Origin of the sequence: Chryseobacterium sp. Chry.R1 (assembly GCF_039645525.1) — a bacterium.
GTDB classification, from domain to species: Bacteria; Bacteroidota; Bacteroidia; order Flavobacteriales; family Weeksellaceae; genus Chryseobacterium; species Chryseobacterium proteolyticum.
Window position 1 is genome coordinate 2,045,928 of the sequence record NZ_CP151793.1, and the last position, 21,975, is coordinate 2,067,902.

Here is a 21,975-nt window from a genome sequence, read left to right on the forward strand (position 1 = left end):
ATAATTATAAAAAAAGTATAAATCAAACTCATAACTAACACCAATGAACATCTTATTTAAAAAGGATACCTGGCAGGAAATTTATTATTCACTGAGAAATAATAAACTTCGGACATTCCTTACCATGATCGGGGTGGGTTGGGGTATGTTTTTATACGTAAGTTTGCTGGGAGCAGCAAAAGGAATGGAGAATGGTTTCGATAAATTATTTTCAGGCTTTGCAACGAATTCTATTTTTCTATGGGCTCAGAAAACCTCTATTCCATACGAAGGTTTTCCAAAAGGGAGAGAGATGAAACTGCATTTGCCGGATATGGAAATGCTTAAAAGAAAAATTCCTGAAATAGATTACATTTCACCACAGAATGCTCGGGGAAGTTTTACAGGAACACCCGGAGAATCTATGTCAAGAAACGGGAAAAGTGCTACCTATTCTCTTACAGGGGATTATCCTGTGGGAAATAAAATTTCTGAAAAGAAACTTATTTTCGGACGCTATATAAACGATGCCGATTTATCAGGCAATAAAAATGTTGCCGTGATCGGAGAAGAGGTATATAAAAACTTTTTTAATTCCAAAAAGAAAGAAAATCCTATTGGTAAATCAATAAATATAAAAGGGCTTTTCTTTAATATTATCGGTGTTTTCAGAGTGAAAAAAGGAGGCGGTTTTGAAAATGACCGTACTGTTTTCATTCCTCTTTCTTCATACACGAAAATGTATAATGCGGGAGACAATATTGATATGTTTGCTATTGTCAGCAGGCCGGATGCCGATTTAAAGATTGTGGAAGAAAAAGTAAAACAGGTATTAAAGCTTAAAAATAAAGTTTCACCTGAAGATACAAATGCATTTGGAAGCTTCAACCTTGGAAAAGAATTTGGAAAATTAACCGGATTCTTAACCGGAATGCAGCTATTAACAATTATTGTAGGAACACTTACGATTCTTGCGGGAGTTATTGCGATCTCAAATATCTTATTAATTACGGTAAAAGAGAGAACAAAAGAAATAGGGATCCGAAGAGCATTAGGAGCCAAACCTTCAGAAGTAAGAAACCAGATTCTGCTGGAAAGTGTTGTAATTACACTATCCTCAGGATTATTAGGATTCATGTCAGGAATATTTGTCCTGATGGTCCTTAATATGGCTACACAGAATCAGGATGCCTTTCCATTTTATAATCCTACGGTAAACTACGGAAATGTATTTGCTGCCATGGCGGTGATGGTAGTTTTAGGATTGATTATCGGAATGATTCCAGCTCAGAGAGCTGTTAAAATCAGACCTATTGAAGCGTTAAGAACTGAATAAAAACCATTTAAATAAAAAATAAACTAGATATATGAAAAAGAAATTCACTTGGAAAAAAGCCATTTATATACTGTTGGGGCTTTTATTTGCAGTGGCATTATTCTCGGGAATCGGTTATCTGATCAAATCCAATTCTAAAGAGAGTGAAGCGTTCCTTACGCGAAAACCAACGGTCCAGAATATGGATGATAAAGTCATGGCGACAGGGAAAATTATACCAAAAGAAGAAATCGAGATCAAGCCTAATATTGCAGGGATTATTGATAAAATTTTAGTTGATGAAGGGGATAAAGTAGTTGCGGGACAATTGGTTGCAACGGTTAGGATTATTCCAAATATCGCAGATGTAAACAATGCACAGCAGGAAGTTCAGAATGCGCAGCTTCAGATCAGCAATGCCAAGCTGAATGTAGATAACATGCAGAAACAATTTGATATGCAACAGAAATTGTATAGTCAGGGAGTTATTTCCAAGCAGGATTATTTAAACTCTCAACAACAATTGTATTCTCAGCAACAGACTCTTAAAAACGCAAACCAGCAATTCCAGACGGCTCAGAAAAGATTACAAATTGTGAAAACCGGAGCAACTCCTGAACTTCAGGGTTTTGCTACAACGCAAATACGTTCAAAAGCTGCAGGAACGGTACTTGATGTTCCTGTAAAAGTAGGAAGCCAGGTTATTGAAGCGAACTCTTTCAACGCGGGAACAACGATTTGCTCTATTGCCGATCTTAATTCACTGATCTTTCAGGGAGAGATTGATGAAGCTCAGGCGGGAAAACTGAAGCAGGGGATGCCAATGAATATTGTGATTGGTGCCTTGCAGAACAAAACTTTTCCAGGGAAATTAACAATGATTGCTCCTAAGGGAAAAGATAATCTGGGAACGATAAAATTTCCTGTAGAAGGCGATGTAACCAATCCTAATAATGAATACATCAGAGCTGGATTTTCAGCAAATGGAGAGATTGTATTGAATTCCCAAAAGAATGCATTATTGCTTGACGAATCTCTTATTCAATATGAGAAAAACAACGGTAAAGACAGATCTTTTGTTGAGGTAAAGCAACCTGATGGAAAATTCAAAAAAGTATATGTGAAATTAGGAGCCAGTGACGGGATCAATGTTCAAATTCTTTCAGGAATAGATAAAAATTCTGAAGTAAAAGTGTGGAACCCATCAGATAAGGACAAAGAGGAACTTAAAGAAAAGAAAAAATAATAAACTAATCAGATACATTTTATCTACAGTCCCGGGATTTTATTTCCGGGATTTTTTGCTCATTAAAGTTCTTGCCTATTCCGTTAAACAAGGTTTGAAAATGTAATGAATAGGAAGCTTAAAATGTCTTAATTTTAATTTCAAACTTTGACCTATGAAGAAAAGCTATCTTATTCTTTTCGTTTTTATTATTGCAAAATTTATTCTTCAATATTTATTGATTAATCCCGAATACGAATTACACCGGGATGAGTTCCTTCATATTGATCAGGGAGATCATCTTGCGTGGGGATATTTGTCAGTTCCACCATTTAGTTCTTGGGTGGCATGGTTAATCAAAATATTGGGGGGATCAGTATTCTGGGTTAAATTTTTTCCGGCTTTATTTGGGGCGCTGACTATAGTTGTGGTGTGGAAAATCATTGAAGAATTAAAGGGTGGATTGTTTGCTCAGGTTTTGGCTTCTCTGGGATTATTATTTTCTGTGCTTTTGCGATTAAATATGCTTTTTCAGCCTAACTCCTCCGAAGTATTTTTATGGACTTTATTCTTTTATATTTTAATTAAATACATAAATACAGAAAAAATAAAATGGCTTTATTCCGGTGGGATAATTTTTGGTCTGGGTATTTTAAATAAATATAATATTGCTTTTCTGGCATTGGGTTTTATCCCTGCACTTTTGTTAACAGGCCAAAGAAAGATCTTTGCAAACAAGCACACCTATTGGGCTGCACTTGTAACTTTAGTTATTATTTTTCCTAATCTCTTATGGCAGTATAATAATAACTTCCCTGTTATTCATCATATGAAGCAGCTTTCAGAGAATCAATTGGTCAATGTGAATAGATTTGACTTTTTTAAATCTCAATTACTATTCTTTATAGGAGTTACATTTGTTATCATATTGGCTTTCTACGCTCTGTTATTTTACAAACCATTTGAAAAGTTCAGATTTTTCTTTTGGGGATATGTAATTGCAATATCTCTGTTTGTCTTTTTTAAAGCTAAAGATTATTATGCAATTGGTCTTTATCCTGTTTATATTGCCTTTGGGTCAGCTTATTTGGATCACATTTTAGAAAGCGGATGGAAAAGATTTCTTAAACCACTCTGTATACTTTTCCCTATGCTATTATTTATACCCATGTATTGTATTTTGTTTCCTAATAAGAGTCCGGAGTTTATTGTGAATAATCCGGAGCGTTATAAAAAGTTTGGATTGTTGAGATGGGAGGATGGAAAAGATCACTCATTACCTCAGGATTTTGCAGATATGCAAGGGTGGAAAGAATTAGCACAAAAAGTAGATAAAGAATATTATAAATTATCAAAGATAGGAAAGACTTTAGTTTTATGTGATAATTATGGTCAAGCTGGAGCTATTAACTATTATTCAAAGATGGGAATAAAAGCTGTCTCATTTAATGCCGATTATATCAACTGGTTTGATCTTAAAGACAAATATTTTAACTTGATAAGAATAAAAGATAATGATAATGATGATGAGCTAAAAGAGACTGGTCCTTACTTTGAAATTTCTAGAGAAGCCGATTCTGTTACCAATCCTTTCGCCAGAGAAAAAGGTACTCGTATTTTTAGTTTCAGTCGGGCAAAAATAGATGTTAGGCCGAAAATAAGGAATGAGATCGATGATATTAAAAGGGAATTTTGAAATAATTCATTATTGCAACTTTATTGCATTATTGAAAAATTAGTTTATCTTTGTCTTAAATTTTATTTCAGACCATGGAAGTAAACCCTTATGATGTTATAATAATTGGAGGCAGTTATGCTGGTCTTTCAGCTGCAATGGCTTTAGGAAGATCTTTGAGAAATGTATTAATTATTGATGGAGGAAAACCTTGCAATGAGCAAACACCTTATTCTCATAATTTTCTGACACAAGATGGAAGGACTCCCCGGGAGATTAGTGATGAGGCTAAATCTCAGGTGAAAAAATATAGTTCTGTAAAGTTTTATGATGGTATTGCGAGTAAACTTCTGAAAATAGATAACGGATTTGAAGTCGAAACTCAGTCACTAGAAAGATTCAAATCTAAGAAATTGATTATTGCCACTGGAATTAATGATATAAAGCCACTTATTCCAGGATTCAAAGATTGTTGGGGGATTTCTGTTTTACACTGTCCGTATTGTCATGGGTACGAACTGAAAAATGAGAAAACAGGAATTATGGGTAATGGCGATTTTGCCTATGAGTTTTCAAAAATGATTTCACATTGGACGAAAGACCTTACTCTGTTTACCAATGGAAAGGCAGAGCTCACAGAAGATCAGATCAGAAAGTTACAAGAAAAAAAAATTAATATCAATGAAAATGAAATTACGGAATTGAAGCATAGGAAAGGGATCATTGAAAGTGTCGTCTTTAAAGACGGATCAAAAGTTTCTTTAAAAGCTGTCTATGCTAAAGTTCCTTTTGAGCAAAATATAAACATTTCACAGGATTTAGGCATCGAAATAACTGAGTCAGGCCATATAAAAACAGATGCTTTTTATAAAACCAATGTGTATGGTGTTTATGCCTGTGGTGATAGCTCTTCAATGATGAGATCTGTAGCAAATGCTGTCGGATCTGGAAATACCGTTGGTGCTATGGTAAATAAGGAGCTTATTGAAGAAGAATTTTAATTAAATTTTAAGTGTTTTTAGTATTCCTTGCTGTATTAATATAGCAGGGAATATTTTTTTATAAGAAGTGATAGGCACTTTTTCACTGAGATTTTAAGCTAGATAGGGATTGAGAAATAAATTGTGTTTTATATTATTTTATCCCAAAAATCATATTTTTATGAATAAAATCTTGTTGAAAATTCCGTACATTTGGGGTGAAAAATCTCAAAAACTAAAAGTAAATGGATATTATTTTCGACCTGATTGAAAAGGAAAAACAAAGACAAACTCATGGATTGGAGCTTATAGCATCGGAAAATTTTGTTTCTGATAATGTAATGAAGGCGATGGGGAGTGTATTAACAAATAAATACGCAGAAGGGTACCCTGGTAAAAGGTATTATGGTGGATGCGAAGTAGTAGATGAGGTCGAAACATTAGCAATAAACAGAGCAAAGGAGCTTTTTGGAGTTGACTATGTAAATGTTCAGCCTCACTCCGGATCTCAGGCTAATGCAGCTATTTACCTTGCCGTTTTGAAACCCGGAGATAAAATTATGGGAATGGACCTTTCCATGGGAGGACATCTGACTCATGGTTCAGCCGTTAATTTTTCAGGAATTCAGTATAATGTTGTTTCTTATGGTGTACAACAGGAAACAGGTTTGATTGATTACGATCAAATGAGAGAAGTTGCTTTGAGAGAAAGGCCGAAAATGCTTATTGCGGGTTTTTCCGCTTACTCCAGAGACCTGGATTATGCAAAATTCAGAGAGGTGGCAGATGAAGTAGGTGCTACTCTGTGGGCTGACATTGCACACCCGGCAGGTTTGGTTGCAAAGGGATTGCTGAATTCTCCATTTGAACATTGCCACGTAGTAACTACAACTACTCATAAAACACTAAGAGGGCCAAGAGGAGGAATGATCATGATGGGTAAAGATTTCGAAAACACGTATGGTCATAAGACACCTAAAGGAGAGATCAAAATGATGAGTCAGGTTTTAGATGGTGCAGTATTTCCTGGAATTCAAGGAGGACCTCTTGAACATGTGATTGCTGGTAAAGCAATTGCTTTTGGAGAAGCTTTGGATACTCAGTTTGAGACTTATGCAAAACAAGTTAAATCTAATGCTCAGGCTTTAGCAAAGGCAATGATCAGTAGAGGGTTTGATATTGTGAGCGGGGGAACAGATAATCACTTAATGCTTGTGGATCTTAGAAATAAAGGCGTTAATGGTAAAGAGACTGAAAAATCATTAGTTCTGGCAGATATTACATGTAACAAAAATATGGTTCCTTTTGATGATAAATCGCCATTTACAACCTCTGGAATCAGACTAGGAACGGCAGCAATTACAACAAGAGGATTAAAAGAACAGGATATGGAAACTATTTCAGAGCTGATCTCCGAGGTTGTTGATAATATCAAGAATGAAGAAGTTATTGCATCTGTAAAAAAGAAAGTAAATGAATTAATGGAAGGGAAAGCTTTGTTTAATTACTAAATTTTACTTCAATTTAAATACTAAGAATGGGCACTTTGCTCATTCTTTTTTTATAATATATGGATAAGAAATCTTATACTTTTGAAGAAATCAAACAAAAGCTGGTTAACTATTGTGTTTATCAGGACCGATGTCATGCTGAAGTTGAACAAAAGATGAAAGAATTCATGCTGATCAGCGAAGCTAAAGAGGAGATTCTTTTATATCTGATTCAGGAAAATTATCTGAATGAGGAGAGGTTTGTAAGAAGTTATATCAGGGGAAAGTTCTATATAAAGCACTGGGGGAGAAATAAGATTCGGATGAATTTAAAGCAAAAGCAAATTTCCGAAAAGCTTATTCAATCCTGCTTTAATGAAATAGATGAGGATGATTATTTTAAAACCCTTAAAAAGATGTTTGATGATCACTATTCCAAATCCAGTGGGCTGAAAGAGTACCAGAGAAAAACGAAAACAATCAGTTATTTAATAGGCAAGGGGTACGAATATGAAATAATCCTGCAGGTTCTTGAGAATTAATATATATGTAATTTACGTTCCGTTTATTTTCTGTTTAAAAAAAATAGCTTTGTTGAAATTTTAAGGATAATAAATTATAACAATTATACTGTGAATTGAGCTGTAGTTTTATATAAGACTTTTATATGTAATATCTTACATTGTTTTATTAAAAAAAAATTAAAATTTTAAAAGAAATTAAAGTAAGTGGCACGAAAAATGCATGTGGTTTGCAATATTTATATTTTGAAATTTATATCTGAAAAACAATGAAAATATGATATAAATAGCGTAAAAAGTATGGAGATTGTGTATAAATTTTTTTATAGACAATAATATGTGTTAGAAATAGTTTTTATTGGAAATAGATAAAGTAGAAAAAAGAAATTAAACAATTGCATTAAAATTATGAATAATATCTATTACCTTTGCCCCGCTAATAAAATCACCTAATGTTGAATGAAAAAGTTGCATGAAGCTTTTAATGCTCTTTACAATGGCGATAACATTGTGAAAATCACGAAATTGAGATATATACCGAGATGGTTGGTTATCATTATCGATATTTTAATTATCTTTTTTTCAATTTTGCTTTCACGTCTTTTCTTAAGGAATCTGGATGTAAAAGTTAATTTTCCGGAATATGTTGTTCAGAAAAGGATTTTAGTAATTGGGATTAATATCCTGTTTATGTATGTCTTCAAAACCTATGCAGGTATTATAAGACATTCTACTTTCTTTGATTTTTTCAAGATTATACTATCATCAGGAAGTACATTGGTCAGTCTTTTGATTATCAATTACATTTCACAGATGGCCATGGGTACATCGCTCTTCCTGTATCCTAATCTGTTTTTGTATTTCCTTATTTCGGTATCCATCATGTTCTTTTTTAGGATGGTTACTAAGCAATTCTTTAATATGCTAATTGATATTAAAGGTGCTTCTTCTAAAGTAAGAATAGCAGTGGTAGGCGTTGGAGAGGCTTCTGTAGCATTGGCTCGCGCCATTATGCATAATCCTAACTATCCCTATCGATTACAAGGGTTTCTAACTGGAAGATCAGATTCAAACAGAGCCTTACTATTGGGCTACAAGATTTATAATAAAAATCAGTTTTTTAAAAGTGAAAAATTAATCAAGCAGTTTGATGCTGTATTGTTGATTAAAGAGATCATGACAAAGCAGGAAATCGAAGAATGGATGACCTTAGCTTTGGACAGCGGTTTGAGAGTACTGAAGGCTCCGACACTAAGTAAAATGCGAGATAGTGATCTTGTGGGAGGAATCAGTCAGCTTCAGATTGAAGATTTACTAAATCGTAAACCTATAAAAATAGAAAGCGAAGATGTTAAAAAGAGACATTTTGATAAAAATGTTTTGGTTACAGGAGGAGCTGGTTCTATTGGAAGTGAAATTGTTAGGCAAGTTGCGCAGTTCAATCCTGCATTAATTGTAGTTCTTGATCAGGCAGAGTCCCCATTATATGAATTGGAATTAGAGCTTCTGGAAAAATTTCCTGAACAGCGGTTTAAATTTGTACTGGCGGATATTTCTAACAGTTACAGATTAGAAAAAGTGTTTGAAGACTATCAGTTCTCAATGGTATATCACGCCGCTGCATACAAGCACGTTCCGTTAATCGAAGAAAATCCGCATGAAGCTATTTTTGTAAATATCTTAGGAACAAAGAACGTTTCTTTATTATCAAAAAAGTATAAAGTAAACCGTTTTGTGATGGTTTCTACCGATAAGGCTGTTAACCCTACCAATGTAATGGGGGCGTCAAAAAGAGCAGCAGAATTGTTTGTTCAGTCTTTACAGAATTCTCCGGGAAATACTACTAAGTTTATTACTACCCGTTTTGGGAATGTATTGGGATCAAACGGTTCGGTTATTCCTCACTTTAGAAAGCAAATAGAAAAAGGAGGTCCCGTTACGATTACTCACCCGGACATTATTCGTTACTTTATGACAATTCCTGAAGCATGTGAACTTGTACTTCAGGCAGGAACTATGGGTAATGGAGGAGAGATTTATGTATTTGATATGGGTGAACCTGTTAAGATTTTAGATCTTGCTAAAAGAATGATAAAACTATCTGGTTATACGCCAGATGTAGATATAAAAATTACTTTCATTGGTTTAAGACCGGGAGAGAAATTATATGAGGAACTTTTAAGTAATAATACTGTTACCATTCCTACACACCATGAAAAGATTTTGATCTCAAGAGATCCGATAATGGAATTCGATGAGGTGGATATGCTATGCAAGCAGATTATATTAGCTGCTGTTAAAAGAGATAAATTACAGGTAGTTAGAATTTTAAAAACTATTGTTCAGGAGTTTATAAGCAATAACTCCGAGTTTGAAATTTTGGATAAAGAACCATTAGTAGAAGACTAATTGAGTGTAATGAAATCAATGCATAGTTTGTAAAAAAATAATTATCCTATTTTTGTGGAAAAATTATCAGGAATGAGTTTAAAGTATTTTATTTATGGTGCTGTAAGTTTAGCAATGTTTTCTTGTACAACGAGACAGGATATCAATTATATGAAAGATATTGATAGTATTACACTCGAAAATTCGATTAAAAATAGCAGGATTGATTTTCAGCCGGGAGATCAATTGATTATTACAGTTTCCGCAAAGGATATGGATGTAGTAAAGCCTTTTAATCAGAATTATTCTTCAGGTAGTACAGTTGCTCAATACACATTGCCTAGTTCCAATAACCTTCCTCAGCAGGTTCCGGCGTCCGGACCAACTTATGTCATAGATACCAATGGTGATATTGTTTTTCCTCAGATAGGAAAAGTAAGCACTAAAAATGAAAATATTGAAACATTAAGAACCAAGCTCACAGGATTAATTTCGGAGTATGTAAAAAGTCCTATTGTAGATATCAAACTCATCAATTTTAAAGTTTCTGTTCTTGGGGAAGTTGCTAAGCCCGGAACTTATGTAATACCTGATGGAAATACAACTTTACTAAGTGCGATCGGTTTAGCAGGAGATTTAACTGCTTATGGAGTAAGAAATAATATTTTAATTGTTCGAAATGTTGATGGACAGATCAGTAAAGAAAGAATAGATCTTACAAGTGCTAATTTTATAAATTCTCCTTACTATTATCTTAAACAAAATGATGTAGTATATGTTCAGCCAAATGCTAACAGGGAAAAAGCAGCTAGGGTAGATCCTAATACTGGACTTTACATTTCTGTTGCCTCTGTAATTGCTTCAATAACTGTAGGGATATTGGCATTGATTAAAAATTAATAAATAAAATTTTAGAATAGATTGTCACCAGCAGGTGAACATTAAATCACAAATTAGTAGAAAAAAATAGCTTGTTCGGAATGTAATCAATAAATAAAATTAAAGACAAGCGACAGTAGATTAAATAATATCATGAATAAAACTATTATTACTTACCTTATAATTTTGTCAGTGGTTTTGGCATCTTGCAAGCCTAAACAAAATATGGTATATATGACACAGCATAATATGGAGGAGGAAGTAGCTAAAGCAAAATTTCAGGGGCTACATATTCAGGAAAATGATGTTCTTTTGATTCTTGTTTCAGCACTTGATGAAAATGCAGTTAAGCCTTTTAATCTTAATACAGCCAATAAGGTTGGTAGTGAGTCTACTACTGGAATAAATCAGTATGTTCAGCCAAGTGAATATCTTGTTAATGAAGAAGGATATATCAATTTTCCAGTTTTAGGAAATGTATATGCTAAAGGAATGACTCAGGTACAACTAAAGCAAGATCTGGAATCCCGTCTAAAAAGATATCTTACAGACCCCTTGGTAACGATTACTTTAAAAAACTTTAATGTAAGCGTTTTAGGAGAAGTTAAGCTTCCCGGCCAAAAGGAGAGTACTACCCAGAAACTCAATATCTTTCAGGCTTTAAGTTTGGCAGGAGATATGACTGATTTCGGAAACCGTACAAAAGTAAAACTTATACGTCCCGGAGATGATGGAGTCGATCAGATCGTAAACCTGGATCTGTCAAGATCTGATATTGTGAACTCACCTTATTATTATATGAAACAAAATGATGTAATTTATGTAGAGCCTGATCACAATAAACAAATACAGGCCAATTCTAACCCAAATAGGGCATTAACGTTCCAGATCATAGCTTCTGCTCTCGCTGCAGCAACACTTGTTATTTCTTTAACCCGATAAACTAAGACATGCAGCAGAAAGAATTTCAGGAAAAAGAACAGACGGTTGATCTGAAAAGCATTTTAAACCAATATTTAAGAAAATGGCCATGGTTCATATTCTCCATACTTGTATTTTTATTTGGAGCTTATTTGTACCTAAGATATTCCATTCCTCAATATCAATCAAAAACAACCCTTAAATTTGATAAAAAACAAACAGATCTCTCTTCTGCGTTAGCAGATCTGGATAATTTAGGAATAGGGCTGGGAAATGCAGACGAGCTTAAAAGTGAGGTAGCTGTGGTTACTTCAAGGCCTATTCTTATGCAGGTTGTGCAGAATTTAAATCTTAATGTACAATATTTTAGCGCAGGAGATATTAAAGACTCTGAGCTTTTTTCTAAAGCACCCATTACAGCAAAGATTCTAGAATATAATAAAGATAATAAAAAATTTATATCGGAAGAATTTACTGTAAAGGATATCAAAGGAAACGAATTTACTTTATGGAATGAAAAGAAAGGTGATATTAAAGGCTCTTTTAATATTCCTCTTCATCTTGATTTTGGAACCGTAATATTGCATAGGGATCCGCAGGTTCCTTTTACAGCTAAGTATAAAATTGCTTTTTGGAATCCTATTGAGAGAGTAAAAAAATTAGAAAATAAAATACAGGTTGAATTACCGGATGAAAAGGCCTTACTTATGCACATAAGTATTGTTGGAGCTGTTCCGGATAAGTCAGAAGCTATTTTAAATGAAGTTACAAAGCAATATAATTTAGATGGTTTAAGAGATAAAAATTTACAAGCTCAAAATACTCAGGAATTTATTGACAAAAGATTAGAAGTTATTACCCGTGATCTTTCAGGTGTTGAAAATCAGAAGGAAGACTTCCAAAATCGTAATCGTATTGTGGATTTGCAGACACAGGCTGAACTTGCTCTTCAAAATACAAACGATAATACAAAGCTTCTTCTTCAGCAGCAAACTCAATTGGATCTTTTAAATTCTCTTTCGGCTGAGGCAGCCAAAGGAGGTAACCAGATGATGCCGTCAAACTTAGGGCTCAATCTTTCATTAGAACAAGCTATTTCACAATATAACACATTGCTTATCAGTCGAAATAAAACACTGAAACAGGCTACTAACGAAAACCCTGCTGTTGTTGAGATGAATAAAGAGATTGCTTCATTGAAAGACATCATTAAGGATAATATCAACGAACAAAAGGCTACTGTACAAGCTTCAATTGCACAATTAAACAATCAAATTACCACTAATAATGGTCTTATAGAAAAAGTTCCGGGACAATCAAAAGTTTATAGAGGAATAGAACGTCAACAAAACCTTAAAGAGCAGCTGTTTCTATATCTTTTACAAAAAAGGGAAGAAAATGCAATTAATCTGTCGGTTAATATTCCGAAAGCTAAAATTGTAAATCCTGCTTTTACTGAAGATGTTCCTATCTCACCAAAAAAGAATATTGTTTTTCTGGGCGCTATACTTTTGGGATTATTACTTCCGTTTGGAGTATTGTATTTATTGTTTATGTTAGATGATAAAATATACTCAAGAGAAGATATTAAAATACGTTCATCATTAGGAGTTCTGGCGGATATTCCATCATTGAATAATAAGGAAAATCATTTGGTACAAATGAACGACTTTACAGAGCTTGCTGAGGCATTCAGAGTATTGGTATCCAATCTAAAGTTCGTATTACCCAATAAAGATTCGGCCAAAGTTATTATGGTTACTTCTTCTGTAAAAGGGGAAGGAAAAACTTTAATTTCTGTTAACTTAACTCTTACCCTGGCCAATAAAAACGGAAGAGCTTTGTTGATTGGATCGGATATCAGGAATCCTCAGATACAACGTTACGACAATGAACCTATAAAGAGAAAAGGATTGACTGAATATCTCTATGATGAAACAGTTAATGTAGATGAGCTTATTCATCAATCGGATACTAATCCTTATTGCGATGTGATCTATGCTGGAAGTATACCTCCAAACCCGCAGGAGCTACTTTCTAATGGTAGATATCAGCAACTTATAAAACAGATGAGTTCAAAATATGCCTACATCGTTGTGGATTCTGCTCCTTTAATGTTAGTTTCGGATACTCTTAATATCGCTGATGTTGCAGATGCTACTCTGTATGTGGTAAGATCCGGAGTGTCAAGGAACTTATTAATCAATTTTGCTAATGACCTTGTAAGAGATTCAAAACTCTCAAATGTATCATTCGTTATTAATGATGTTTCAAAAAATGTAGGAGGTTATGGATATAATTATGGTTATGGATATGGCTATACTAAGGATACAAAAGAAACATGGTGGCAAAAGATTTTTAAGAAGTAATCGATTAATTAAGTTTTTTGAATAGTTTTTAGACTGCAGCAGATAATAGAATGAATAAACAAACAAAGATTGCTATCATTGGATTAGGCTATGTTGGGTTACCCTTAGCCCGGTTATTTGCAACCAAATATTCAGTTGTAGGATTTGATATTAATCAAAAAAGGATTTCAGAATTAATTGAGGGAAAAGATTCGACACTTGAAGTTGATGATGAAGTTCTTCAGGCTGTCATTGTTAATGATAATCCGTTTGAAACATCTGACAACAATGTAAATAAAGCTGGCTTATACTGTTCCTCTTCTTTGGAAGACATTAAAGAAGCTAATTTTTATATCGTTACAGTACCCACTCCTGTGGATAAACATAATCGCCCGGATTTAATACCACTTTACAAAGCTTCTGAAACGGTAGCTAAAGTTTTAAAAAGGGGAGATGTTGTTATTTATGAATCTACAGTGTATCCGGGAGTAACCGAAGAAGAATGTGTACCTGTGCTTGAAAGAGTATCTGGATTAAAATTTAACCAAGATTTTTTTGCAGGATATTCTCCAGAAAGAATTAATCCGGGAGATAAAGAACGTACAGTCGAGAAGATCCTGAAGGTTACCTCTGGGTCTACTCCTGAAATAGGAAAAAAAGTAGATGATTTATATAAATCAGTAATTACAGCAGGAACCCATCTTGCTCCTACGATCAAAGTTGCTGAAGCCTCTAAGGTAATAGAAAATTCACAACGTGATATTAATATTGCATTTGTCAATGAACTGGCAAAAATATTTAATTTATTGGGTATTGATACCCATGCGGTGCTTGAAGCTGCGGGGACGAAATGGAATTTTTTACCTTTCCGACCAGGACTTGTAGGAGGACACTGTATTGGAGTGGATCCTTTCTACCTGGCACAAAAGGCACAGGATGTAGGCTATTATTCAGAACTGATTCTAACAGCCAGAAGATTAAATGATTCAATGGGAGAATTTGTAGCTTCTCAGGTTGTGAAAACGATGATCAGAAAAGGAATTAATATTACAGGGGCAAGAATCTTAAATCTTGGAATCACCTTTAAAGAAAATTGTCCGGATGTGCGAAACACAAAGGCTGCAGATGTTATAAAAGGGCTAGAGGAGTATTCTATAGAAGTTATAACCTATGATCCATGGGCAAATCCGGATGAAGTTTTACATGAGTATGGTATTCATTCTGTAAACAAAACTGATAAGATCGGAAAACAATTTGATGCTATAGTTCTTACAGTCTCCCACAATGAATTTCTGGAGCTCGATTTAACCCACTTCTTAAAGGAAGGTGGAATTATTTATGATGTGAAAGGATTTTTAAAGCAATATGACTCAAGACTTTAATTTGTTATCTGAGATTTAAACTAAGAAGCTTTTTGAATAAAAAATAATATTACTTAATCACAAAATATTAAGATACAATGAAAATTAAAAATATCTGCTGTATCGGAGCAGGATATGTAGGTGGACCAACTATGGCAGTTATTGCAAAATATTGTCCTGAAATTAATGTTACGGTTGTTGATTTAAATCAGGATCGAATTGCAGCGTGGAATGACACAGATCTAAGTAAGTTACCTGTATATGAGCCCGGATTAGATGAAGTGGTTGCTGAAGCAAGAGGCAGGAATTTGTTTTTTTCCACAGATGTCGAGAAAGCAATTAAAGATTCGGAAATTATCTTTATGGCAGTTAATACACCAACCAAGCTATATGGTGAAGGTGCGGGGATGGCTGCCGAAATGAAATTTGTAGAGCTTTGTATTCGTCAAATCGCTGATGTAGCAGATTCTGATAAAATTATTGTAGAAAAATCAACATTGCCTGTAAGAACGGCTAATGTTATAAAGGATATTTTGAAAAATTCGGGTAATCCACATCACTTTGAAATTCTTTCTAACCCTGAGTTTCTTGCAGAAGGAACTGCTGTACAGGATTTGATCAATGCAGATAGGGTATTAATAGGAGGTGATAATACGGAAACGGGTCTGAAAGCAAAGCAGGCTCTTGTAGATATTTACGCGCACTGGATTCCTGAAAAGAGAATTTTAACTACTAATGTATGGTCATCTGAGTTAACGAAACTTACTGCAAATTCATTTCTCGCACAGCGTATTTCTTCCATTAATGCAATTTCCGAACTATGTGAACATACCGGAGCCAATGTAGAAGAAGTTGCAAAAGCTATGGGAATGGATTCACGAATCGGACCCAAGTTCCTTAAACCTTCAGTAGGTTTTGGTGGTTCCTGTTTCCAAAAAGATGTACTTAATCTGGTTTATATTGCACAATCTTTAGGACTTCAGCAAGTGGCAGATTACTGGCATCAGGTTATTATTCAGAATGATCATCAGAAAAGAAGGTTTGCGAGAAATATTGTGAGAAAACTTTTCAATACAGTGGCAGAAAAGAAAATCGTGTTTTTGGGATGGGCATTCAAGAAAGACACCAACGATACCCGGGAATCAGCGTCTATATACGTAGCAGATATGTTGATTAATGAACATGCCGAAATTCATGTATATGATCCTAAAGTAACCGCAGAACAGATATACTCGGATTTGGACTATCTGAATACCCGTACGCCGGAAGAAAATAGAAAGAGGGTTGTTGTACATCAATATAATACGGAGATATTCCATGATGCACATGCTATAGCTATTCTTACGGAATGGGATGAATTTAAGGAATATAACTATCAGACCATCTATAAGCAGATGAAAAAACCTGCTTATGTTTTTGATGGGCGTAATATCCTGGATCACGATACCATTCAGCAAATTGGATTTACTTACGAAGGAATAGGCAATTAAGCTATGATAAAGAAAAATTTAATCATTTTCGGAACAAGACCCGAGGCGATAAAAATGGCACCTTTGGTAAAAGAATTTTCAAAATACGAAAATTTTGAAACTAAAGTATGTGTTACGGCGCAGCATAGGGAGATGCTGGATCAGGTTTTGGAATTTTTTGATATCCAACCGGATTTTGATCTGGATCTGATGAAACCTAATCAGAATTTATATTCTCTGACAGCAGATATAATCACAGGTCTAAAGCCTATTCTGGAGGATTTTAAACCAGACTTTGTATATGTTCATGGAGATACCACAACAACTATGGCTGCAAGTATTGCTTCCTTTTATTCAGGAGCAAAAGTTTGTCATGTGGAAGCGGGATTAAGAACACATCACAAAAGATCTCCATTTCCTGAAGAAATCAATCGTCAGGTAGCAGGTCGTATAGCCGATTATCATTTTGCTCCGACAACGGAATCCAAAGAAAATCTGGTGGCAGAAAATGTAAAAACTGAAAATATTTTAGTAACAGGGAATACGGTCATTGATGCATTATTGGATAGTACCAATCGTGTGAACAGTATTTCCAATACAGAAATTGATTATCTGAAAACTATTGTAAGTCCTTCCAAAAAACTGATTCTAGTAACAGGGCATCGTAGAGAGAACCATGGTCAGGGATTTATTAATATCTGTGAATCTCTAAAAGAGATTGCTGTTTCAAATCCTGATGTATTGATTATCTATCCTGTTCACCTGAATCCCAATGTAAAAGGACCAGTATATGATATTCTATCTGGAATTGAAAATATAAAACTTATTGATCCCTTAGCTTACCCTGCCTTCGTGTGGCTGATGAATCAATCTTATATGATTATTACAGACTCAGGTGGTGTACAGGAAGAAGCTCCAAGTTTGGGTAAACCTGTCTTAGTAATGCGTGATACTACCGAACGTCCTGAAGCTGTAAAAGCAGGAACTGTAATATTAGTAGGTACAGACAAAGATAAAATTGTGTCTGAAGCCAACAGCTTATTAAATGATGAAAAACGTTATCAATCGATGAGTGAACTTCACAATCCTTACGGTGACGGTAAAGCCTGTCAGAGGATTGCAGAATTCATTTTAAATAATGCTGTTTTAAGATGAATATAAAATCTGTATATAACAAGATTGTAGGTTCCGGAAACCAGGAAAAAATTATAAAGGGTGTTTTTTGGTCTTTTTTAGGTACTCTTATTTCAAAAGGTTTTGCATTTTTAGCACTTTTTTTGGTAGCCCGCTTATTGACTGTACAAGATTATGGAAAATTAGGGCTGTTACAATCTTATATTAATACGTTTACACTTTTTAGTTTAGCTAGTTTTGGCGTGACGGCAACTAAATATCTGGCAGTATATAATAATGAAGATAAAAAAAAGGCGAGTGAAATATTCTCATTGACTAGAATTTTTGTTTTTGGTTTATCAACTCTTATTCTTATCCTTTCTTATTTTTTTAATGATGCAATCTGTGAATATATAGTTGGAGATCCAAAATTAAAAATAGAGGTTTTAATTTGTAGTGCAGCAATTTACTTTTCTTCTTTAAACGGTTTGCAGGTGGGAGCTCTTGCGGGTTTGCAAAATTTCAAAAGTATTTCTATTGTTAATATTGTCAACGGAGTTCTGTCCCTTCCATTAATTATAGCAAGCGCATATTATTACGGAATAAAAGGGGTGGTGGTTTCTCTTGCCATAGTTAATTTTTCAATTTGGATTTGTTCTGCGTTTTTATTAAAAAAAGAACTTATAAAAAATCAGTTATATTTTACGTTCAAAAATTTAAAGCAACATTTTGACACTCTTTACCACTTTAGTTTGCCTTCCTTCCTAAGTAGCATAATGCTGGCTCCGGTAGTATTGATTTGTAATTCATTTTTGATAAAATATAATACTACAGGATATTATGAGCTAGGAATCTATAATGCTGCTTTTAATTTCTCTCAAGTTGGGACAATTCTTATAGGGGTAATGGGGCAAGTTTTTTATCCAATGGCGATGCAGAATTTTGGAAAGAATAATAAGAAATTTAATTTTTTTAATATTAATAATTCATATATTATTGGTATTATCATATTCCTTCCGATAATTTCTCTTCCTGACCTATTTGCAAGTTTTTATGGAGTTAAATACGAAAACCAAAGTATGTATTATTCTGTAATGTACGTGGGCTTATCATCAATAGTAATTGCCCAAAGACAGGGAATTGCAAGGAATTTTGCAGCGGGTAATTTTATGTGGTTCAGTGTATTTAGTAATTTGGTTTGGGCGGTTAGTACTATTTTTTCATGTTATTTATTGATATCAAAAGGAAGTGTAGGGAGATCATTAGCTTTTTTTATAGGATACATAACTAATACACTTTTATTTATTCCTTTTTACATTAATAAAAAACTTATAGAGAAAGAGCTTCTTTTATCAAAAGAACATCTCTTACTCGTACTATGTATTATTGCAAGTAACCTAGTTTTTGTATTTATTGATAATATTTTCTTGCGGATAATTATTTCGGTAATTTCTTTAATAATATGTTTGATGATATTTAAGGTCTGGTTTAAAAATTATATAAAAAATGGGTAAATTAATTCTTAGAATAGTATATTTCCTTGAAGCATTGTTATATAAAATAAGGCTTAAGGAAATTCAGCCTTATGTAGATAAAACAAGTCAGATAAAACAGGGGTTTAAAGTGTCACATCCCAAGAATATTAAAATTGAATCTTATGTTTATATCGGGCCAAATTCCTTTCTTTCTAGTTATGGGAAAATTCATATTAAAAGAGGGACTATCATTGGTCCCAATATCATTATCCATACAGCTAATCATAACTATATAAATGATATAAAATCAATTCCTTATGATAAAGAGCTTATTGTAAAGGATGTTACAATTGAGGAGAATGTATGGATTGGAGATAGCGTAATTATTCTACCAGGAATAAATATCGGGGAGGGTTCTATTATTGCGGCAGGAAGTGTAGTGACGAAAAATATTCCCAAATTTTCTATTGTGGGTGGAAATCCTGCTAAAGTTATTAAGGAGAGACCCAATATAGATGATTATTTGAAAAATAAAATGGAGGATAATATATATCTTAAAAATAAATATGAACATTAAAATAGGGATAAGAGGAGGTTATGGCCTTTACAATTTTGGAGATGATGCGTTGCTTGTGGCACTGTATCAAAACCTGCTATCTAATAATATCTCAGAAAGCGATATTTATTTATTGTGCACAAAGAGTAAATATTTAAATAAGCAACTTAATAATCCTAATGTAATTGATTATAATCATCTTGATTCGTCTGTTGACATCGAGCATTTGGTGTATGGCGGAGGTACCCAGTTCTATTCATTTGATACTGATAATCAAAAAAAGATAAAAGATATCCTGATCAAAAACCCGTTATTGATTTTTTCTAAAATAAAAAATCAGTTTATTTTATTGCTTAGAAAAAGGTTTATTGAGAGTAAATTTGAGATAGCCGATCATGCAAATAAAATTTATTTACTGGGAGTAGGTGTAGGGCCTTTCAGTAAAGTAAACCACACAATAGAAAATAAAACCGCTAATCTATTTAAAAAAGCAAGCTTTATTAGCATCAGAGATACTTTCTCCGCTAAAAAGTGTGAAGATTGGGGAATAAAGGAATTTATGCATTCCCCTGATTTGTGCTATTCGATGGATGTCTCCAAATATCTTAATCAAAGTGATTCTTTAAAAAAGATTGGGGTTGTTATCAGAGACTGGAATCATACAGGAGCACAGGATTATTATGATAAGCTTATCCAATTCGTTAAAATACTGAGAGAAAAGAAATACAAGGTAGTATTTATTTCTCTGGACAAGAGATCAGACAAATTCTGGACTAAATATTTTCTCGAAAATAATGAGAGCTTTATACAATGGGATGCTGATAAGATGACATTCGATGAATTTTATATGCAGTTTTCTGATTTTGATCTTCATATAACAGCCCGGTTCCATGGAGCTGTATTTGCTTCTATGCTTCATATCCCTTTCATTACAATTGAGGTAGAGCAAAAACTAAGTATGATTGCTGAAAATTATCGGGGAGGAGCCTATTGTTGGAAGAATGATTTTGATTTGGATAAGATCACTGATCTTGTAGAGAAGGTGGAAGCAGATTATGTAGAACATAAAAAAGTTATTATCACTAATACTGCTAAATTTAAAGGAATTGTTCAGGAACAGTATAAAGAATTGATCAAAAAAATATGCAACAATTAAAGACCATACACATATTGTATTCCAATTTTGCGGATGTCGATAAAAAAGAAATCTACATCGGAGGAATACAGAATTATATCAAATCGCTGAATGATATTTTTGCAAAGAAGGGTCATAAGGTAGAAGTTTATCAATTGGCAAAACGGTCAGATCATAGTGTTATAAGTGATATAAGTATTAATTCTTATGAATCAACCAGTGGAAATGTTTTAAGTGAGGTGAAAAAAATGTTTAATTTTTTTGCTTCTAGATTTAAAGAAGATGATATCATCATCTGGGGAACTGATACCATAGGTTTTAAAACTGATTTCAAAAATGTAATTGCAATACAACATGGGATCACTTTTGATTTGATGTATTATAATCTTTTAAATCCTGTTTGGCAAAATAATTTTTTTGGGACTATTTTTAAACAATTGCAGTGCTATAAAGCTCGGAAAAATTTTAAAAAATATAAGAATGTAATTTGTGTTGACTATAATTACTTGAATTGGATAAGAACTCAATTACCGAGAAGTATTACTGATAATGCGTCGGTGATACCAAATTACGCAGATAAGATTTTTAAAGAGAGTATTAATGCAGAAGATAGCAAAGAACTTAAAATATTGTTTGCAAGACGTTTCTCATTTGAAAGGGGAAGCGAGATTATGCTTGATTTAATTCCGAAAGTTTTAAGCAAATATCCTTTTGTTAAATTTACATTATCTGGTGATGGTCCATACAAAGATAAGTTTGAAAAACAATTTGCAGGAAATGATAATGTAACAATTACTAAGTTTAAAGTGGGTGAAGGTGATGAGTTTAACTTAAATCACCATATTACATTAATACCAACTTATGGAAGCGAAGGTACTTCTTTTTCTTTATTGGAAGGAATGGCATGTGGTGCAATTCCTATCGCCTCTAATGTTGGAGGTATGACTAATATTGTTATCGATGGCTTTAACGGTTTTCTGGTAGAACCAAAGTCGAGTGAATATTTTAAAGTAATTGAAAAGATAATTTTAATGGAAAAGAATCACTTAAAAATTCTTTCCGAAAATTCAAAAGGAACGCTAGAAAATGGTTTTTCTAAAGAATTATGGGAGAACAGATGGTTAAGTTATATTGAAAAGTTTTAG

The 21,975-nt window shown here is 33.5% G+C and carries 17 protein-coding genes; all 17 read left to right on the forward strand.

All coding sequences use genetic code 11. The annotated features are described in order from the left end of the window. Window positions 1-43 precede the first annotated feature (43 nt). Window positions 44-1,315: an ABC transporter permease gene (locus tag AAEU33_RS09445; protein ID WP_345992262.1), complete on the forward strand. Its 1,272-nt coding sequence runs from the start codon at window positions 44-46 to the stop codon at window positions 1,313-1,315. 31 nt (window positions 1,316-1,346) lie between these two features. Further along, entirely contained in the window at window positions 1,347-2,540 is a 1,194-nt protein-coding gene (locus tag AAEU33_RS09450) for an efflux RND transporter periplasmic adaptor subunit (protein WP_172280061.1), read from the forward strand. 154 nt (window positions 2,541-2,694) lie between these two features. Beyond that, window positions 2,695-4,215, forward strand: a complete 1,521-nt coding sequence (locus AAEU33_RS09455) for a glycosyltransferase family 39 protein (RefSeq protein WP_345992264.1) — start codon at window positions 2,695-2,697, stop codon at window positions 4,213-4,215. 74 nt (window positions 4,216-4,289) lie between these two features. Further along, the gene (locus AAEU33_RS09460; protein WP_345992266.1) at window positions 4,290-5,195 is read left to right on the forward strand and encodes an NAD(P)/FAD-dependent oxidoreductase; all 906 of its coding nucleotides are present in this window, start codon (window positions 4,290-4,292) and stop codon (window positions 5,193-5,195) included. 224 nt (window positions 5,196-5,419) lie between these two features. Beyond that, window positions 5,420-6,685 carry a serine hydroxymethyltransferase gene (gene glyA, locus AAEU33_RS09465; RefSeq protein WP_345992268.1) on the forward strand — a complete coding sequence of 422 codons (1,266 nt, stop codon included), beginning with the start codon at window positions 5,420-5,422 and terminating at the stop codon, window positions 6,683-6,685. Window positions 6,686-6,744: 59 nt separating this feature from the next. Beyond that, a complete protein-coding gene (locus tag AAEU33_RS09470) occupies window positions 6,745-7,206 on the forward strand; it encodes a regulatory protein RecX (RefSeq protein WP_345992270.1) in 462 nt (153 codons plus the stop codon). A 438-nt stretch (window positions 7,207-7,644) separates the two neighbouring features. Then, a complete protein-coding gene (locus AAEU33_RS09475; protein WP_172280051.1) occupies window positions 7,645-9,594 on the forward strand; it encodes a nucleoside-diphosphate sugar epimerase/dehydratase in 1,950 nt (649 codons plus the stop codon). 72 nt (window positions 9,595-9,666) lie between these two features. Continuing rightward, complete coding sequence (locus tag AAEU33_RS09480; protein ID WP_345992272.1) at window positions 9,667-10,473, forward strand: polysaccharide biosynthesis/export family protein; 807 nt, start codon at window positions 9,667-9,669, stop codon at window positions 10,471-10,473. 213 nt (window positions 10,474-10,686) lie between these two features. Next, window positions 10,687-11,394 (forward strand): polysaccharide biosynthesis/export family protein, encoded by a 708-nt coding sequence (locus tag AAEU33_RS09485; RefSeq protein WP_345992274.1) that lies wholly within the window; start codon window positions 10,687-10,689, stop codon window positions 11,392-11,394. 8 nt (window positions 11,395-11,402) lie between these two features. Then, window positions 11,403-13,742: a polysaccharide biosynthesis tyrosine autokinase gene (locus AAEU33_RS09490; RefSeq protein WP_345992276.1), complete on the forward strand. Its 2,340-nt coding sequence runs from the start codon at window positions 11,403-11,405 to the stop codon at window positions 13,740-13,742. Window positions 13,743-13,792: 50 nt separating this feature from the next. Continuing rightward, window positions 13,793-15,103 (forward strand): nucleotide sugar dehydrogenase, encoded by a 1,311-nt coding sequence (locus AAEU33_RS09495; protein ID WP_345992278.1) that lies wholly within the window; start codon window positions 13,793-13,795, stop codon window positions 15,101-15,103. A 77-nt stretch (window positions 15,104-15,180) separates the two neighbouring features. Beyond that, window positions 15,181-16,572 carry a nucleotide sugar dehydrogenase gene (locus AAEU33_RS09500; RefSeq protein ID WP_345992280.1) on the forward strand — a complete coding sequence of 464 codons (1,392 nt, stop codon included), beginning with the start codon at window positions 15,181-15,183 and terminating at the stop codon, window positions 16,570-16,572. 6 nt (window positions 16,573-16,578) lie between these two features. Continuing rightward, window positions 16,579-17,706, forward strand: a complete 1,128-nt coding sequence (wecB, locus tag AAEU33_RS09505; RefSeq protein ID WP_345992762.1) for a UDP-N-acetylglucosamine 2-epimerase (non-hydrolyzing) — start codon at window positions 16,579-16,581, stop codon at window positions 17,704-17,706. Next, entirely contained in the window at window positions 17,703-19,178 is a 1,476-nt protein-coding gene (locus tag AAEU33_RS09510) for an oligosaccharide flippase family protein (RefSeq protein WP_345992282.1), read from the forward strand. Before wecB ends, AAEU33_RS09510 begins: the two co-directional genes overlap by 4 nt. Continuing rightward, entirely contained in the window at window positions 19,171-19,716 is a 546-nt protein-coding gene (locus AAEU33_RS09515; protein ID WP_345992284.1) for an acyltransferase, read from the forward strand. The genes AAEU33_RS09510 and AAEU33_RS09515 overlap by 8 nt, the downstream gene beginning before the upstream one ends. Then, window positions 19,706-20,851 (forward strand): polysaccharide pyruvyl transferase family protein, encoded by a 1,146-nt coding sequence (locus AAEU33_RS09520; protein WP_345992286.1) that lies wholly within the window; start codon window positions 19,706-19,708, stop codon window positions 20,849-20,851. The genes AAEU33_RS09515 and AAEU33_RS09520 overlap by 11 nt, the downstream gene beginning before the upstream one ends. After that, entirely contained in the window at window positions 20,839-21,975 is a 1,137-nt protein-coding gene (locus AAEU33_RS09525; RefSeq protein WP_345992288.1) for a glycosyltransferase family 4 protein, read from the forward strand. Before AAEU33_RS09520 ends, AAEU33_RS09525 begins: the two co-directional genes overlap by 13 nt.

Bases quoted from the DNA above. Each gene is read 5' to 3' on its own strand.
- AAEU33_RS09475 (WP_172280051.1), top strand. From the start codon at position 7,645: ATGAAAAAGTTGCATGAAGCTTTTAATGCTCTTTACAATGGCGATAAC.
- AAEU33_RS09480 (WP_345992272.1), top strand. From the start codon at position 9,667: ATGAGTTTAAAGTATTTTATTTATGGTGCTGTAAGTTTAGCAATGTTT.
- AAEU33_RS09495 (WP_345992278.1), top strand. From the start codon at position 13,793: ATGAATAAACAAACAAAGATTGCTATCATTGGATTAGGCTATGTTGGG.
- AAEU33_RS09445 (WP_345992262.1), top strand. From the start codon at position 44: ATGAACATCTTATTTAAAAAGGATACCTGGCAGGAAATTTATTATTCA.
- AAEU33_RS09470 (WP_345992270.1), top strand. From the start codon at position 6,745: ATGGATAAGAAATCTTATACTTTTGAAGAAATCAAACAAAAGCTGGTT.
- AAEU33_RS09525 (WP_345992288.1), top strand. From the start codon at position 20,839: ATGCAACAATTAAAGACCATACACATATTGTATTCCAATTTTGCGGAT.
- AAEU33_RS09510 (WP_345992282.1), top strand. From the start codon at position 17,703: ATGAATATAAAATCTGTATATAACAAGATTGTAGGTTCCGGAAACCAG.
- AAEU33_RS09485 (WP_345992274.1), top strand. From the start codon at position 10,687: ATGACACAGCATAATATGGAGGAGGAAGTAGCTAAAGCAAAATTTCAG.
- AAEU33_RS09455 (WP_345992264.1), top strand. From the start codon at position 2,695: ATGAAGAAAAGCTATCTTATTCTTTTCGTTTTTATTATTGCAAAATTT.
- AAEU33_RS09450 (WP_172280061.1), top strand. From the start codon at position 1,347: ATGAAAAAGAAATTCACTTGGAAAAAAGCCATTTATATACTGTTGGGG.
- AAEU33_RS09500 (WP_345992280.1), top strand. From the start codon at position 15,181: ATGAAAATTAAAAATATCTGCTGTATCGGAGCAGGATATGTAGGTGGA.
- glyA (WP_345992268.1), top strand. From the start codon at position 5,420: ATGGATATTATTTTCGACCTGATTGAAAAGGAAAAACAAAGACAAACT.
- AAEU33_RS09515 (WP_345992284.1), top strand. From the start codon at position 19,171: ATGGGTAAATTAATTCTTAGAATAGTATATTTCCTTGAAGCATTGTTA.
- AAEU33_RS09490 (WP_345992276.1), top strand. From the start codon at position 11,403: ATGCAGCAGAAAGAATTTCAGGAAAAAGAACAGACGGTTGATCTGAAA.
- AAEU33_RS09460 (WP_345992266.1), top strand. From the start codon at position 4,290: ATGGAAGTAAACCCTTATGATGTTATAATAATTGGAGGCAGTTATGCT.
- AAEU33_RS09520 (WP_345992286.1), top strand. From the start codon at position 19,706: ATGAACATTAAAATAGGGATAAGAGGAGGTTATGGCCTTTACAATTTT.